General features: G+C 70.0%; 13 protein-coding genes and 1 tRNA gene. 11 read left to right on the top strand and 3 right to left on the bottom strand.

The annotated features are described in order from the left end of the window. Positions 1–7 precede the first annotated feature (7 nt). Complete coding sequence (locus AC069R_RS33160) at positions 8–1,030, bottom strand: SMI1/KNR4 family protein (protein ID WP_478770410.1); 1,023 nt, start codon at positions 1,028–1,030, stop codon at positions 8–10. Positions 1,031–1,329: 299 nt separating this feature from the next. Between AC069R_RS33160 and AC069R_RS33155 the strand changes: the two genes are divergently transcribed. Both AC069R_RS33155 and AC069R_RS33150 read left to right on the top strand, forming a co-directional pair. Next, complete coding sequence (locus AC069R_RS33155; protein WP_471064236.1) at positions 1,330–1,842, top strand: YwqJ-related putative deaminase; 513 nt, start codon at positions 1,330–1,332, stop codon at positions 1,840–1,842. A gap of 70 nt (positions 1,843–1,912) precedes the next feature. Then, positions 1,913–2,407 (top strand): SUKH-3 domain-containing protein, encoded by a 495-nt coding sequence (locus AC069R_RS33150; RefSeq protein WP_478770409.1) that lies wholly within the window; start codon positions 1,913–1,915, stop codon positions 2,405–2,407. An 87-nt stretch (positions 2,408–2,494) separates the two neighbouring features. On the opposite strand, the gene AC069R_RS33145 is transcribed toward AC069R_RS33150, so the two are convergent. Beyond that, the gene (locus AC069R_RS33145) at positions 2,495–3,820 is read right to left on the bottom strand and encodes a sensor histidine kinase (protein WP_478770408.1); all 1,326 of its coding nucleotides are present in this window, start codon (positions 3,818–3,820) and stop codon (positions 2,495–2,497) included. A gap of 166 nt (positions 3,821–3,986) precedes the next feature. On the opposite strand from AC069R_RS33145, the gene AC069R_RS33140 reads away from it, so the two are divergent. The 7 genes from AC069R_RS33140 (at position 3,987) to AC069R_RS33110 (ending at position 9,771) form a co-directional block, all read left to right on the top strand. Continuing rightward, the gene (locus tag AC069R_RS33140; RefSeq protein WP_478770407.1) at positions 3,987–4,868 is read left to right on the top strand and encodes a hypothetical protein; all 882 of its coding nucleotides are present in this window, start codon (positions 3,987–3,989) and stop codon (positions 4,866–4,868) included. A gap of 8 nt (positions 4,869–4,876) precedes the next feature. Beyond that, positions 4,877–4,949 (top strand) — tRNA-Gln (locus AC069R_RS33135). A gap of 116 nt (positions 4,950–5,065) precedes the next feature. After that, positions 5,066–6,514: a bifunctional UDP-N-acetylglucosamine diphosphorylase/glucosamine-1-phosphate N-acetyltransferase GlmU gene (glmU, locus tag AC069R_RS33130; protein ID WP_478770406.1), complete on the top strand. Its 1,449-nt coding sequence runs from the start codon at positions 5,066–5,068 to the stop codon at positions 6,512–6,514. A gap of 154 nt (positions 6,515–6,668) precedes the next feature. Continuing rightward, positions 6,669–7,649, top strand: coding sequence for a ribose-phosphate diphosphokinase (locus AC069R_RS33125; protein WP_046427674.1), 981 nt, complete (start codon positions 6,669–6,671; stop codon positions 7,647–7,649). Positions 7,650–7,849: 200 nt separating this feature from the next. Continuing rightward, entirely contained in the window at positions 7,850–8,446 is a 597-nt protein-coding gene (locus tag AC069R_RS33120) for a 50S ribosomal protein L25/general stress protein Ctc (protein ID WP_478770405.1), read from the top strand. Between the two features lie 160 nt (positions 8,447–8,606). Then, positions 8,607–9,209, top strand: a complete 603-nt coding sequence (gene pth / locus AC069R_RS33115; RefSeq protein ID WP_478770404.1) for an aminoacyl-tRNA hydrolase — start codon at positions 8,607–8,609, stop codon at positions 9,207–9,209. A gap of 52 nt (positions 9,210–9,261) precedes the next feature. Continuing rightward, positions 9,262–9,771, top strand: a complete 510-nt coding sequence (locus AC069R_RS33110; RefSeq protein ID WP_478770416.1) for a hypothetical protein — start codon at positions 9,262–9,264, stop codon at positions 9,769–9,771. Between the two features lie 65 nt (positions 9,772–9,836). On the opposite strand, the gene ppc is transcribed toward AC069R_RS33110, so the two are convergent. Next, positions 9,837–12,569 carry a phosphoenolpyruvate carboxylase gene (ppc, locus tag AC069R_RS33105; protein WP_478770403.1) on the bottom strand — a complete coding sequence of 911 codons (2,733 nt, stop codon included), beginning with the start codon at positions 12,567–12,569 and terminating at the stop codon, positions 9,837–9,839. Positions 12,570–12,873: 304 nt separating this feature from the next. Between ppc and AC069R_RS33100 the strand changes: the two genes are divergently transcribed. Next, the gene (locus tag AC069R_RS33100; protein WP_478770402.1) at positions 12,874–13,881 is read left to right on the top strand and encodes an acyl-CoA desaturase; all 1,008 of its coding nucleotides are present in this window, start codon (positions 12,874–12,876) and stop codon (positions 13,879–13,881) included. After that, the gene (locus AC069R_RS33095; RefSeq protein ID WP_397985553.1) at positions 13,878–14,555 is read left to right on the top strand and encodes a TetR family transcriptional regulator; all 678 of its coding nucleotides are present in this window, start codon (positions 13,878–13,880) and stop codon (positions 14,553–14,555) included. Before AC069R_RS33100 ends, AC069R_RS33095 begins: the two co-directional genes overlap by 4 nt. The last annotated feature ends 106 nt before the right edge of the window (positions 14,556–14,661 follow it).

Here is a 14,661-nt window from a genome sequence, read left to right as displayed (position 1 = left end):
CGTCAGCTCACTCCCCCACCGGACCGGAAGACACCGGGACGACCCGCGCGAAACCGCCGTCCACCATCAGATTCGCCACCGTCTCCAACTCCGGCGGATTGCCCGCCAGACGGGACAGGAACGCGTCGAAGTCGTCGCCGCACGGCAGCAGCAGACGCTCCACCCGCTCCGCCGGCGGCCACGAGGGATCCACGTCCCGCACATCGTCGTACGCGCAGAACCACACCGAACCGAGCCGCTCGCCCCGCACCTTCACCGCGAGCAACCCGCCCTGCACGAACGACACCCCGAGGTAGTCCTTCGTCAGATGGTCACGCAGACACTTGTTCACATAGACCAGGTCGTTGACCGCGGCCTCGTCCCGCACCGTGAAGAACGGCTGGTCCAGCAGCAGCCCCAGCTCGGCGAGGAGCGCCGTACCCACCGGGGCACAACCGCCCGCCGCCTTCAGGAAGTCACGATAGGCACCCGGCAACCGGTACCCCAGATCCTCCTCGACCCCCTGCACCTGCGCCTCGGTCACCGCCACCCCCGACTTCGGCAGACCGAAATGCGCGGGCCGCGTCTCCTGCAACGGCCGCGTACCCCGCTTGCCGTGGTCCACCGGAGCCGTCGCCACCCCACCGTGATGCCGCAGCAACGCCTTCACATCGACCGGCACCAGCTCAAGACGCCGCGTACCCGCCACGTGATGCCACGTCCAGCCATGCGGCGTCGCCACATCCGGCACCGTGTCCCACCACTCGTGCCCCGCCGCCGCCAGCGCCGCGTTCGCCGACACATAGTCCGTCAGCCGCAACTCGTCGACGCCGAAACCCTCCGGCGGCTCCGCGATCTCCACCGCCACCCGCGCGTACGGCGAGAAATCCGGGAAACCACGCTCGTCGACCCGCACCCCACCAGGGTGCCGCGCCGCCCGCACCGGATCCGGGAAATGCACGACCTGCCCCGCGTACGCCGCGTTCGGCGGCACGGCCTGTCCCCCCTGGCGGCCGGGAGGAGCCCCCAGCCCGAGCCGACCTGTCGTCATGGCGGTTGCCCCCTGAGGCGTTCTCTTAGGCCTGAACGGCGATGTCGATCGCGGATGCCGACAGCCTAAGCGGTACCGGCACCCCGGTCACCGGCCCACCGCACCCCCGCGACCCACACCGCGACCCACACCACGACCACCACCCGCCACCCCCACCCCCACCTCCGTGACCAGCCGTCACCCCACCGTGACCGACCCCACCCATCACGGGCGTGTCGCACCGCCCCAGCTTCCGCACCACCCACGGCATTTGGCACCCTGTGTCCTTCGGGGGACAGCACGGGGAGGGAAAAACCGACATGAACACCTTGCAGACCGGAGGTACCGACGTGCGCGCCGGCGACCCGCGCATCGACTGGAGCGGCACCGACACACCCCCCGCACCCACTCTCCGGCAACGCCGCGACGGCATCCTGCCCACCGTCGCCGCCGCCCTCTCCGTCCACGGCACCACCCTCACCGGCACCGCCGCCCGCGGCGAGGAACCCCCCACCCTGCACCCCCTCGTCCAGGACTTCCTCGACACCCTCCCCAGCGCCCAGCGCGACCGCTTCACCGGACGCTGCGCCGAAACCATCCTCATCTCCCGGCACCTCGCCGCCGCCGACGCCACCCGCAGCAAACGCGCCTCCCGCAGACCCATGACCAACGGCGAAGCCCGCAAAGCCCTCAAACACGCCAAACTCACCGCCCGCCGCATACGCGAGGACGGCGACCCCCTGCACGGCAGCTTCGCCACCCCCTGCCGCGCATGCACCGCCCTCACCTCCCACTTCGGCGTCCGCGTCGTCGACCCCACCACCAAGGACTGACCACCCGGCCACCCCGCGCCACCCCGCACCACCCGTCACCACGACGAACGACACGACGAACAAAGGGCAGATGCACCCCGACCGCACCTCCACCACGCGCTTCCCCGTCCCCGTCGACGCCGCCCTGCGCGCCGCCGGCTGGCAACCCGGACGCTGGGACATAAAACAGGCCGAGATCTGGGCCGACACCCTGCGCGAACACACCTCGCCCGCCGGCCACCGGCACACCGTCTTCCCCGCCGCCGTCGAAGCCTGGGCCGAATTCGGCGGCCTGCACATCGCCCCCGGCGGCAGCGGACGCCAGATCGCCCCCGCCACCCTCCACCTCGACCCCCTGCACGGCCGCCACCTCGCCCGCACCCTCGGCGACCTCGGCCGCGCCCTCGGCACCGAACTCTGCCCCCTCGGCACCGAGACCGACACCGCCGCCGCCCTCGCCATCGACACCGAAGGCCGCGTCTACGCCCTCGACCACACCGGCGACTGGTACCTCGGCCCCGACATCGACCACGCCCTGGCCACCCTCATCACCGGAATAGAACCGGCACGGCTCACGGCAGGCTGACCACAGGAACGGCCGGGAAAGGACGGGCAAGGACAGGGCCGGCCGGAGAAAGGGTGGGGCCCTCGGGAAGCGGAACCGTACGGCCCCCTACGCCGCCGGAATCACCGCCGACACCCGGAAACCCCCCTCCTCCGTCGGACCCGACACGAACACCCCGCCCAGCGCCAGCACCCGCTCCCGCATCCCCACCAGACCATTGCCACCCGACGGCAACCCCGCCGCCGACGCCGAGCCCGGCTCCCCCGGCGGCTCGTTCTCCACCTGCATCGCGATCTCCGACACCCGGTGCGCCAACCGCACATGCGTCTTCGCCCCCGCCGCATGCTTGTGCACGTTCGTCAGCGCCTCCTGCACCACCCGGTACGCCGTCTGCTCCACCTCCGGCGCATACGACCGCGCCTCCCCCTGCACCGACAGCTCCACCACCATCCCCGCGGCCGCCGACTGCCCCACCAACTCCTCCAGCTCCGACAGCCACGGCCCCTCACCCGGCTCCTCGACCACCCGCGAAGCCGCCGCCGCGGCCGCCGCGGCCGCCTCGCCCACCGCCGCCAACGGCACCCCCGCCGCCGCCCGGCCCGCGCCCTGGTCCGCCTCCCCCGCCCGCAACACTCCGAGCATCTCCCGCAACTCCGTCAACGCCTGCCGGCCCATGTCCCCCACCAGCGCGGCATTGCGCACCGCCTTCTCCGGATCCTTCCGCGCCACCGCCTGCACCGCCGCCGCGTGCACCACCATCAGACTCACCCGGTGCGCGACCACGTCATGCATCTCCCGCGCGATCCGCGTCCGCTCCTCGCCCCGCGCCCACTCGGCCCGCTCCTCCGCCCGCTCCGCGAGCAGCTGAAGCTCCCGCTCCAGACTGTCCGCCCGCTCCCGCAGGCTCTCCATCAACCGCCGCCGCGCCCCCACATACAGCCCCAGCAGCACCGGCGGAGCCGTCAGCCCCAGCGCCGTCGCCACCGCGGCGAACGGCACGAACCAGTCACCGAGCGTCAGATCGCCCCGCGCCATGTCCTGCCGGACCCGGACGAACGTCACCACCGCCGTACCCGCCAGCGACATCCCCGCCAGCGCACCGATCACCCGCCGCGGCACCTCCGCCGCGGCCAGCGTGTACAGGCCGACGATGCCCAGCAGGAAACCCATCTGCGCCGGGGTCACCGCGATCGCCACCAGCACGACGGCGACCGGCCACTTGCGCCGCACCAGCAGCACCGCGCCGGCCGCCACACCGAACAGGACACCCGCCCAGACCGGGATCCCCGCGTCGCGGGCGAAACCGATCCCCTCCGCGCCGCTCTCCAGCGCGGACGCCAGCGCCAGCGCGCCGTCGAACACCGCGCTGCGCCGGCGCGGCCACCACCAAGGGCCGGTCAGCGCCCTGGTGTGCTCTTCCCCCGTCATGGTCATGCGTCCAGCCTACGGGCGGCAGGTGCGGCTTTTCCGGTGACTTTCGCCTACCTCCACACACCACGCTGCGTAACCGATCGGCATCGAAACCTCCCCTTTTCCCTCGAACTGGTGAACCCTCCGCGTTCGACCCCGGAACCCCTCATTCCGCCCGGAGGGTATGCCCATGGCACACACCCACGGCAAATACGCCGACTTCGAGGGGCTACGACGACAGGCGGTGGCCCTGCGGCGGGCGGGACTGAGCCGACGGCAGATCCGCGACCGCCTCCACGTCGACAACAACGACATCCTGAACCGCCTCCTGGAGGGCGAGCCACCGCCCGCCTGGACGAGGCGCCCGAACGCCAAGGACGACCTGCGCTCACGGGCCCGCGAACTACGGCTCCAGGGCTGGACGTACGACCAGATCCAGGTCGAGCTGGGCTGCTCGAAGAGTTCGATCTCGCTGTGGGTGCGGGATTTACCGAGGCCGGAGCGCCGGGACCCGTCCGAACAAGCGCGGCTGGCGGCCCGCAAGCGCTGGGAGCACGAACTGGCGGTGCGGGACGAACAGCGCCAGAGGACCAAGGCGGCGGCCATGACCGAGATCGGCGCGATGACCACCCGCGAGCTGTTCATGACGGGCGTCGCCCTCTACTGGGCCGAGGGCAGCAAGGACAAGCCGTACGACCGCCGGGAGACCGTCACCTTCGTCAACAGCGACCCCGGCGTGATCCGGGTCTACCTCGCCTGGCTGGATCTTCTGGGGGTCGAGCGCGAACGCCTCCGGTACCGGGTGATGATCCACGCCACGGGCGACGTCGAGGGCGCCAAGGACTACTGGGCGGACCTCGTCGGCGTCGCTGCCTGCGAGTTCCAGCGGACGACCATCAAGAAGCACAACCCGAAGACCGTCCGCAAGAACGTGGGCGAGGGCTATCGGGGATGCCTCGTCATCAGCGTTCTGCAAGGGGCGGAGCTGTACCGACGCATCGAGGGCTGGTGGACGGGCGTGGTGAGCGCCGCCTCAGGGATCACGAAGCGGTTCCCCTCCGGTATGGTCTGACGCAGCCATCCGCCATGGGGTAATCGGTAGCCCGCGGGACTTTGAATCCCTGTAGTGCTGGTTCGAGTCCAGCTGGCGGAGCTGCTCGGTTCGGGCCCTGACCGGTAAACCGCCCCGTCAGGGCCCGCCCCCATATCCCCCAAACCCCGCCCCGGTATCCTGCGGCTGTTCCCACCCTCAGAGCCGAAGGGCAAACCGTGAGTGCCATCCGCCCGGCAGCCGTCGTCGTTCTCGCAGCGGGTGAGGGCACCCGTATGAAGTCGGCCACACCCAAGGTGCTGCACCAGATCTGCGGCCGCTCCCTCGTGGGCCATGTGCTCGCCGCCGCCCGCGAGTTGACGCCCGAGAACCTGGTCGTCGTCGTCGGCCACGCCCGCGAGCAGGTCACCGCGCACCTCGCGGAGACCGACCCGGCCGTGCGCACCGCCGTGCAGGAGCGGCAGAACGGCACCGGCCACGCCGTACGGATGGGTCTGGAGGAGCTGGGCGGGGCGGTGACCGGGACCGTCGTCGTGGTCTGCGGGGACACCCCGCTGCTCACCGCCGAGACCCTCCAGCGGCTCGCCGAGACCCATCACGCGGACGGCAACGCCGTGACCGTGCTGACCGCCGAGGTCCCGGACGCCACCGGGTACGGGCGGATCGTGCGGGACGAGGCCACGGGCGCGGTGACCGCGATCGTGGAGCACAAGGACGCGAGCGAGGCGCAGCGGGCGATCCGGGAGATCAACAGCGGGGTGTTCGCGTTCGACGGCCCGCTGCTGGCGGACGCGCTGACGAAGGTGCGCAAGGACAACAGCCAGGGCGAGGAGTACCTGACCGACGTGCTGGGGATCCTGCGCGAGGCGGGGCACCGGGTGGGGGCGTCGGTGGCGGGTGATCACCGGGAGATCGCGGGGATCAACAACCGGGTGCAGCTGGCCGAGGCGCGCCGGATCCTGAACGACCGGCTGCTGACGCGGGCGATGCTGGACGGCGTGACCGTGGTGGATCCGGCGACCACGTGGGTGGACGTGACGGTGACGTTCGAGCAGGACGCGGTGGTGCATCCGGGCACGCAGCTGATGGGTGCCACGCATCTCGCCCGAGGTGCGGAGGTCGGTCCGAACAGCCGGCTGAAGGACACCAAGGTGGGCGCGGGGGCGCGGGTGGACAACACGGTGTCGGACGGCGCGGTGGTGGGCGCGGAGGCGAGCGTGGGGCCGTACGCGTATCTGCGTCCGGGGACGCGGCTCGGTGTGAAGGGCAAGATCGGGACGTACGTCGAGACGAAGAACGCGCGGATCGGCGAGGGCACGAAGGTGCCGCATCTGTCGTACGTGGGCGATGCGACGATCGGTGAGCACACGAACATCGGCGCGGCGAGTGTGTTCGTGAACTACGACGGGCAGGACAAGCATCACACCACGATCGGGTCGCATTGCCGTACGGGTTCGGACAACATGTTTGTGGCACCTGTCACGGTCGGGGACGGGGCGTACACCGCCGCCGGGTCCGTGATCACGAAGGACGTGCCGCCCGGTTCGCTGGCCGTGGCCCGTGGTCAGCAGCGGAATATCGAGGGTTGGGTGGCTCGGAAGCGGCCGGGGAGTGCGGCGGCGAGGGCTGCCGAGGAGGCTTCCCGGCAGGGCGGTGGCGAGGACTGACCGGAAACGGGTGCGTCAAAGTCGGCGTACCGTGATAAGTGCACATCCGCACGTGTGCACCCGCACCCCTACCAGCTGATTCGGCCTCTCACGCTCGGACGGGAGGCCATCGAGCGGTCGGCTGGGTTGAGACAACCTCTGAGGAGACTGTGCTGTGACCGGGATCAAGACGACCGGCGAGAAGAAGATGATGTTCTTCTCCGGCCGCGCCCACCCCGAGCTTGCCGAGGAGGTCGCCCAGCAGTTGGGTGTCGGGGTCGTCCCGACGAAGGCCTTCGATTTCGCCAACGGTGAGATCTACGTTCGTTACCAGGAGTCGGCGCGTGGTGCGGACTGCTTCCTGATCCAGAGCCACACGGCTCCGATCAACAAGTGGATCATGGAGCAGTTGATCATGATCGACGCGCTGAAGCGTGCGTCGGCCCGCTCCATCACGGTGATCGTGCCGTTCTACGGTTACGCGCGTCAGGACAAGAAGCACCGGGGTCGTGAACCGATCTCGGCGCGGCTGATCGCGGATCTGATGAAGACGGCGGGTGCCGACCGGATTCTGACCGTGGATCTGCACACGGATCAGATCCAGGGCTTCTTCGACGGGCCGGTGGACCATCTGTTCGCGCTGCCGCTGCTGGCGGACTACGTGGGTGAGCAGGTGGACCGGAACAAGCTGACGGTGGTGTCGCCGGACGCGGGCCGGGTGCGGGTGGCGGACCGTTGGTGCGACCGGCTGGGTGCGCCGCTGGCGATCGTGCACAAGCGCCGGGACAAGGACGTGGCGAACCAGGTGACCGTCCACGAGGTCGTGGGTGAGGTCGAGGGCCGGGTGTGTGTGCTGGTGGACGACATGATCGACACCGGTGGCACGATCTGTGCGGCGGCGGACGCGCTGTTCGCGCATGGTGCGGAGGATGTCATCGTGACGGCGACGCACGGTGTGCTGTCGGGTCCGGCGGCGGACCGGCTGAAGAACTCGCGGGTGAGTGAGTTCGTGTTCACGAACACGCTGCCGACGCCGGCGGAGCTGGGCCGGGAGCAGGACAAGATCACGGTGCTGTCGATCGCTCCGACGATCGCGCGTGCGGTGCGTGAGGTGTTCGAGGATGGTTCGGTGACGAGCCTCTTCGACGAGCAGTGAGGTTTCTGCGGGCGGCCCGTCGCGGCTAGCCGAAGATCCTTTTGGTACGGCCTCCGGGTCCGGGTAAGCTTCTGGCGTTGCTCGGCGAGGGAGGCCGTACGCGTGCGTACGGCGGTCCGTTATCGACGCGCTCTTCGTAGCAGGCCGTTCGTGGCCGGGTGACCACGTCCGTTCCCCAGTTACTACGAGGAGTGATGCACATGTCCGAGGTGAAGATCGCCGCTGAGTCCCGCAGCGAGTTCGGCAAGGGTGCGGCTCGCCGCATCCGCCGTGAGAACAAGGTTCCGGGTGTGCTGTACGGCCACGGTTCCGACCCGCTGCACCTGACCCTGCCGGGCCACGAGCTGCTGCTGGCGCTGCGTACGCCGAACGTCCTGATCTCCCTGGACATCGACGGCAAGACCAACGAGCTGGCGATCCCGAAGTCCGTGCAGCGTGACCCGCTGAAGGGCTTCCTGGAGCACGTCGACCTGCTGCTGGTCAAGCGCGGCGAGAAGGTCACGGTCGAGATCCCGGTGCACACCGAGGGCGAGCTGGCTCCGGGTGGCAACCTGCTGGAGCACGTCCTGTCCGCGCTGCCGGTCGAGGCCGAGGCCACGCACATCCCGGAGTCGGTCACCGTCTCCGTGGAGGGCCTGGAGGCCGGTGCCTCCATCCACGCCAAGGACATCAAGCTGCCCAGCGGTGTCTCGCTGGCCGTCGAGGAGGACGCCGTCGTCCTCCAGGTCCTCCAGGCCCAGGCCGAGGAGGCCGCGGGCGAGGAGACCACCGAGGGCGAAGAGTCCGCGGAGGCCTGACCGGCGGTTCAGCCGTGACAGAGCCTGGCCCTCGTCGACAGGCGCCCGGCCCTGTCGGCTGTGCCCACCCGTTCCGCCATGCGGAACGTCTGCCCACAGCGGTATACAGCCGTTGCTTCCTCGGTCGGGGGAGCAACGGCTGTATCGCATTTGAGGAGAGATGGACGTGACCACCCCCGCCAGTGATCCCTGGTTGGTTGTCGGGCTCGGGAATCCCGGCTCGGAGTACGCGATGAACCGGCACAATGTCGGCTTCATGGTGGTGGACCTGCTCGCGCAGCGGATCGGGGGGAAGTTCAAGCGGGCGGGGAAGGCGCAGGCGCAGGTGCTGGAGGGCCGGATCGGTCCCGCGGGTCCCGCTAACCGCCGGGTGATCCTGGCGAAGCCGATGTCGTACATGAACCTGTCCGGTGGCCCGGTGAACGCGCTGAAGGACTTCTACAAGGTGCCGGTGGCGCATGTCGTGGCCGTGCATGACGAGCTGGACATCGATTACGGGACGCTGCGGCTGAAGCTGGGCGGCGGGGACAACGGGCACAACGGCCTGAAGTCCATGACGAAGGCGATGGGTTCGGATTATCACCGGGTGCGGTTCGGGATCGGCCGTCCTCCGGGTCGTATGCAGGTGGCGGACTTCGTGCTGAAGGACTTCTCCGGTGCGGAGCGCAAGGAGCTGGACTACTTCGTGGACCGTGCGGCGGACGCGGTGGAGGCTCTGGTGATCGAGGGCCTGGAGCGGGCGCAGAGCACGTACAACTCCTGACTTGTACGGCTATGCCGCCGGGCGGAGTTGACCGGTCGTGGGGGTATGGCCAATGATCCCGGCCATGCCTGCCACTGCCAGTCGTTCCGCTGTCCAGGTGTCCGTGTCCGCGTTGCGGTTCGGGCGGGTCGCGGCGATGGGCGCGGTCGCCGCGTTGATCGTGTTCGCGGGGGTGTGGGGTTCCTGGGGGAACGCGCAGCATGTGCTGCTGACCAAGGGCCGTGAGCAGGGCACGGTGAAGGTGACCGCGTGTGCGGGCGGCCGGTGCGGTGGGGCGTTCACGCCGACGTCGGCGGGGGCGCGGGCCCGTGCGCGGGTGGAGATCGCGGAGCCGGTCGCGGTGCGCAAGGGGCGGACGTACGCCGTGGTGCTGAAGCCGGGCACCTCGGACGCGCTGCGTTCGGGTGCGGCGGGGATCCTGTACGCCTGGGTGCCGCTGGGCGGTGCGTTGCTGCTGGCCTCGGTGGTGGTGGCGGGCGGGATGCGGCTGTCGCGGCCGGCGTGGGGGCTGGGTCTGGCGGGGCTGGGGCTGCTGACGGCGGCGTTCGTCGCGGTGCAGTGAGGGTTTCGGGATGAGGGTGCCCCCGAGGTCGTACGGCGTCGGGGGCACCCTTTTCCAGTGGTGGGTCAGCCGGTGTTGCGCAGGCCCGCGGCGACGCCGTTGACGGTGAGGAGCAGGGCGCGGGCGAGCAGCGGGTCGGGTTCGCGGCCGGCGGCGGCTTCGTCGCGCTGGCGCTTGAGCAGGGCGACCTGGAGGTAGGAGATGGGGTCCAGGTAGGCGTCGCGGATGGCGAAGGTCTGCTTGAGGACGGGCTGGGCGTCGAGGAGTTCGTCCTCGCCGGTGATGCGCAGGACCTCGCGGACGGTGAGTTCGTGCTCGGCCTCGATGGTGTCGAAGACGTGCTTGAGGTCGTCGGGGACGAGGGTGTCGACGTAGTGGCGGGCGATCCGCAGGTCGGTCTTGGCGAGGGTCATCTCGACGTTGGATACGAAGTTGCGGAAGAAGTGCCACTGTTCGTGCATCTCGGCGAGGACGCCGTCGAGGCCGGCCTCGCGCAGGGCCTTGAGTCCGGAGCCGACGCCGAACCAGCCGGGGACGATCTGCCGGGACTGGGTCCAGCCGAACACCCAGGGGATGGCGCGCAGTCCGTCGAGTGAGACGCCCGAGCCGGGGCGGCGGGAGGGCCGCGAGCCCAGGTGCAGGTCGGCGAGCTGGTCGACCGGCGTGGAGGCGAGGAAGTACGTCGGCAGGTCGGGGTCCTCGACCAGGCGGCGGTAGGCGGCGTGGGCGGCGTCGGAGACGACGTCCATGGCGGCGTCCCAGCGGGCGAGGGCCTCGTCGGACTGGCGGGGCGCGGTGTGCAGGGCGGATGCCTGGAGGGTGGCGGCGACGGTGAGTTCGAGGTTCTCCCGCGCGAGGGAGGGGATGAGGTACTTGTCGGAGATGACCTCGCCCTGTTCGGTGACCTTGATCTCGCCTTCGAGGGTGCCCCAGGGCTGGGCGAGGATGGCGTCGTGGGAGGGGCCGCCGCCGCGGCCGACGGTGCCGCCGCGGCCGTGGAAGAGGCGCAGGCGTACGCCGTAGCGGTGGGCAACGTCGCGCAGCCGGCGCTGGGCGCGGTGGATCTCCCACTGGCTGGTGGTGATGCCGCCGAACTTGGAGGAGTCGGAGTAGCCGAGCATGACCTCCTGGACGTCGCCGCGCAGCGCGACCAGGCGCCGGTAGGACGGGTCGGAGAGCATGTCCTCCAGGATGGTGTCGGCGGCGCGCAGTTCGTCGGTGGTCTCCAGGAGCGGGACGATGCCGATCCTGGCCCAGCCGGCGTGCAGGTCGATCAGTCCGGCCTCGCGGGCGAGGACGGCGGCGGCGAAGACGTCGTCGGCGCCCTGGCACATGGAGATGATGTAGGACTCGATGACCTCGGGCCCGAAGACGTCGAGGGCCTTCTTGACGGTGGTGAAGACGCCGAGGGTCTTGGCGCCGGCGGCGTCGACGGGGGCCGGGGTGGGGGCGAGGGGCCGGCGGGAGCGCAGTTCCCTGGCGAGGAGCTTGGTGCGGTACTCGCGGGGCATGTCGGCGTAGCGCCAGGATTCCTCGCCGAGCCGGTCGAACAGCTGGCCGAGGGCGTGGTGATGGGCGTCGGCGTGTTCGCGGACGTCCATGGTGGCGAGCTGGAGGCCGAAGGCGGCGAGGGTGCGGATGGTGCGGGCCAGCCGGCCGTCGGCGAAGAGGGCGCCGCGGTGCCGGCGCAGGGAGTCCTGGACGAGGCGCAGGTCGGCGAGGAGTTCGGCGGTGCCGAGGTAGTCGCGGCCGTCCTCGTGGGGGGTGCCCTTGGCGAGGCGCTGCTTGGTGTTCTCCAGCTTCTGCCGGATGCAGGTGGCCTTGAGGCGGTAGGGCTCCTCGGCGTTGAGGCGCTTGTAGCGGGGGCTGATCTCGGGCAGCCGGTCGAGGTCGGCGCGCAGGGAGTCGAGGAGTTCCCCGGTGGCTCCGGTGTAGCGGATGGAGTTGGAGAGGAGTCCGCGCAGTTCGTCGATCATCTCCAGGGCGTCGTTGATGCCGTGTTCGTGCTGGAGGATGAGGACGTCCCAGGTGACCTGGGGGGTGACGTTGGGGTTGCCGTCGCGGTCGCCGCCGATCCAGGTGCCGAAGGTGAGGGGGCGGGTGTCGTCGGGCAGGCGGACGCCGACGCGTTCGAGTTCGGCGGTGAGGTCCTCCAGGACGTCGCCGACGGCGTCGGCGTGGAGTTCGTCCAGGTAGTAGATGGCGTTGCGGGCCTCGTCGGCGGGTTCGGGGCGGACGACGCGCAGTTCGTCGGTCTGCCAGACCAGGTCGATGTTCTCGGCGAGGCGGGTGTCGTGGCGGCGGCGGTCGGAGTCCAGGACGGGGGTGTCCAGGAGGGCCGCGATGCGCCGGAGCTTGTTGAGGACGGAGCGGCGGGCGGCTTCGGTGGGGTGTGCGGTGAAGACGGGCCGGACGTTGAGGTGGTGGACGGTGTTCCGCAGGTGTTCGGGGTCGGCGTCCTTGAGGCGGTCGGCCGTCCGGGCGATGAGGCCGCCCTCGGCGGCGCGCCGGGCGCGCAGTTCGCGGCCCCGGTGCACCTGTTCGGTGATGTTGGCGAGGTGGAAGTAGGTGGAGAAGGCGCGTACGAGCTTGGCGGCGGTCTCCAGCTCGGTGCCGCGCAGCAGCTCGGCGGCGGCCTCGCCGTCCTCGCGGGTGAGGCGGCGGACCTTCTCGACCAGTTCCAGGAGTTCGGGGCCTTCCTGCCGGACGAGGGTTTCTCCGAGGAGGTCACCCAGACGGCGGATGTCGGCGCGCAGCTCGGTGTTCGTCGTGGTGGTCTGGTCGTCGGCACTGCTCACAGGTGCGGCTCCTTGCAGTGTTGAAGCGTCTCGGGGAGGTACCCGGCCGTCTGCCGCGCGGTCTGTGCCGCATACGGGCCGGAGCGTCCGGGAAGGAAACTTCAGCGGACCGCGCTGTCCGACCGATTCCAAGGATAGGTGTCGATGGGGACGCGCAGGCTCTCAGGGCTCTTGCCGCCGCTCGGCACGCTGCCATACTTACGATGCCGTAGGTTACGGAACCGTAGGGATGTGTGGACCCCCCGCGTCCGGTTCCGGCGCCCGGCACACCCACCCCCGACCCTCGACCCCACAGGGGACGCGTATGACCTCACATTCCGATGTGATCGAAGAAGACCGTAAGGCTCACGACACTTCCCTTCCGCCGGCCACGCTGGGCGGTGAGAAGAAGCGGTCGATCGAGCAGATCACGCTGCTGCTGTTCATCACCGTTCCGTTCCTGGCGCTGGTGGCCGCGGTGCCGCTGGCCTGGGGCTGGGGGGTGAGCTGGCTCGATCTGGGCCTGCTGGTGTTCTTCTACTACCTCGGTTGCCACGGCATCACGATCGGTTTCCACCGCTACTTCACCCACGGTTCGTTCAAGGCGAAGCGGCCGCTGCGGATCGCGCTGGCGATCATGGGGTCGCTGGCCGTGGAGGGGCCGCTGGTGCGCTGGGTGGCCGATCACCGCAAGCACCACAAGTTCTCCGACGCGGAGGGCGATCCGCACTCCCCGTGGAAGTACGGCGAGACGATTCCGGCGCTGATCAAGGGCCTGTGGTGGGCGCATATCGCCTGGATGTTCGACGAGGAGCAGACCTCGCAGGAGAAGTACGCGCCGGATCTGGTCAAGGACCCGGCGCTGCGGGCGATCTCCCGGCAGTTCGTGCTGTGGACGGCGCTGTCCCTGCTGCTGCCCGCGCTGATCGGCGGTCTGGTGACGATGTCCTGGTGGGGCGCGTTCACCGGGTTCTTCTGGGGTTCACTCGTGCGGGTGGCGCTGCTGCACCATGTGACGTGGTCGATCAACTCGATCTGCCACGCGGTGGGCAAGCGGCCGTTCAAGTCGCGGGACCGTTCGGGCAATGTGTGGTGGCTGGCGGTGCTGTCCTGCGGGGAGTCCTGGCACAACCTGCACCACGCCGACCCGACCTCGGCGCGGCACGGGGTGATGCGCGGGCAGCTCGACTCCTCGGCCCGGTTCATCCGGATCTTCGAGAAGCTCGGGTGGGCGTACGACGTGCGCTGGCCGTCACGCTCGCGTATCGATTCGCGCCGTAGCGACGCGGATGGCGGCTCCCGGCGCCGGAGGGAGACCGCCGAGGCGGCATGATGGAGGCCGTGGCGACCGATTCCAGCAGCAATCCAGGCACTGACAAGCAGCGGCGGACCCGCCGGACCCGTATGACCGGTGCCGAGCGCCGCCAGCAGTTGCTGGAGATCGGTCGCACCCTCTTCGCGGCGAAGGGGTTCGAGGGCACCTCGGTGGAGGAGATCGCGGCGAAGGCCGGGGTGTCCAAGCCGGTGGTGTACGAGCACTTCGGCGGCAAGGAGGGGCTGTACGCGGTGGTGGTCGACCGCGAGATGCGGCGGCTGCTGGACATGGTGACCGGTTCGCTGACGGCCGGTCATCCGCGTGAGCTGTGCGAGCAGGCGGCGTTCGCGCTGCTCGACTACATCGAGGAGTACACGGACGGGTTCCGCATCCTCGTCCGCGATTCGCCGATCCCGCAGTCGACGGGGTCCTTCGCGTCGCTGATCTCCGACATCGCCACGCAGGTGGAGGACATCCTGGGCCGCGAGTTCAAGTCCCGCGGCTTCGATCCCAAGCTCGCCCCGCTGTACGCCCAGGCCCTGGTCGGCATGGTCGCGCTGACCGGCCAGTGGTGGCTGGACGTGCGCCGCCCGAAGAAGGCGGAGGTGGCGGCGCATCTGGTGAACCTGGCGTGGCACGGCCTCGACGGGCTGGAGCAGCGGCCGCGGCTGATAGGCCACCGCAAGGCGTAGGCGGCCGGGGGCTAGGCGGTGTCTTCAAATGATCATTGCTGGTAGATCATGGTGTCGTGATACGTCGCCATGAACTGTCGGATGCCGAGTGGGAGTTCGTCCGGCC

Source organism: Streptomyces sp. NPDC043952 (genome assembly GCF_056435325.1).
Note: the sequence above shows the minus strand (reverse complement) of the source record. Positions and strands in the feature narration are given on the sequence as shown.

What these genes read in the sequence shown, in the direction of transcription:
- AC069R_RS33160 (WP_478770410.1), bottom strand. Translation starts at nt 1,030, where the DNA reads ATGACGACAGGTCGGCTCGGGCTGGGGGCTCCTCCCGGCCGCCAGGGG.
- AC069R_RS33155 (WP_471064236.1), top strand. Translation starts at nt 1,330, where the DNA reads ATGAACACCTTGCAGACCGGAGGTACCGACGTGCGCGCCGGCGACCCG.
- AC069R_RS33150 (WP_478770409.1), top strand. Translation starts at nt 1,913, where the DNA reads ATGCACCCCGACCGCACCTCCACCACGCGCTTCCCCGTCCCCGTCGAC.
- AC069R_RS33145 (WP_478770408.1), bottom strand. Translation starts at nt 3,820, where the DNA reads ATGACCATGACGGGGGAAGAGCACACCAGGGCGCTGACCGGCCCTTGG.
- AC069R_RS33140 (WP_478770407.1), top strand. Translation starts at nt 3,987, where the DNA reads ATGGCACACACCCACGGCAAATACGCCGACTTCGAGGGGCTACGACGA.
- AC069R_RS33120 (WP_478770405.1), top strand. Translation starts at nt 7,850, where the DNA reads ATGTCCGAGGTGAAGATCGCCGCTGAGTCCCGCAGCGAGTTCGGCAAG.
- pth (WP_478770404.1), top strand. Translation starts at nt 8,607, where the DNA reads ATGGACGTGACCACCCCCGCCAGTGATCCCTGGTTGGTTGTCGGGCTC.
- AC069R_RS33110 (WP_478770416.1), top strand. Translation starts at nt 9,262, where the DNA reads ATGATCCCGGCCATGCCTGCCACTGCCAGTCGTTCCGCTGTCCAGGTG.
- AC069R_RS33100 (WP_478770402.1), top strand. Translation starts at nt 12,874, where the DNA reads ATGACCTCACATTCCGATGTGATCGAAGAAGACCGTAAGGCTCACGAC.
- AC069R_RS33095 (WP_397985553.1), top strand. Translation starts at nt 13,878, where the DNA reads ATGATGGAGGCCGTGGCGACCGATTCCAGCAGCAATCCAGGCACTGAC.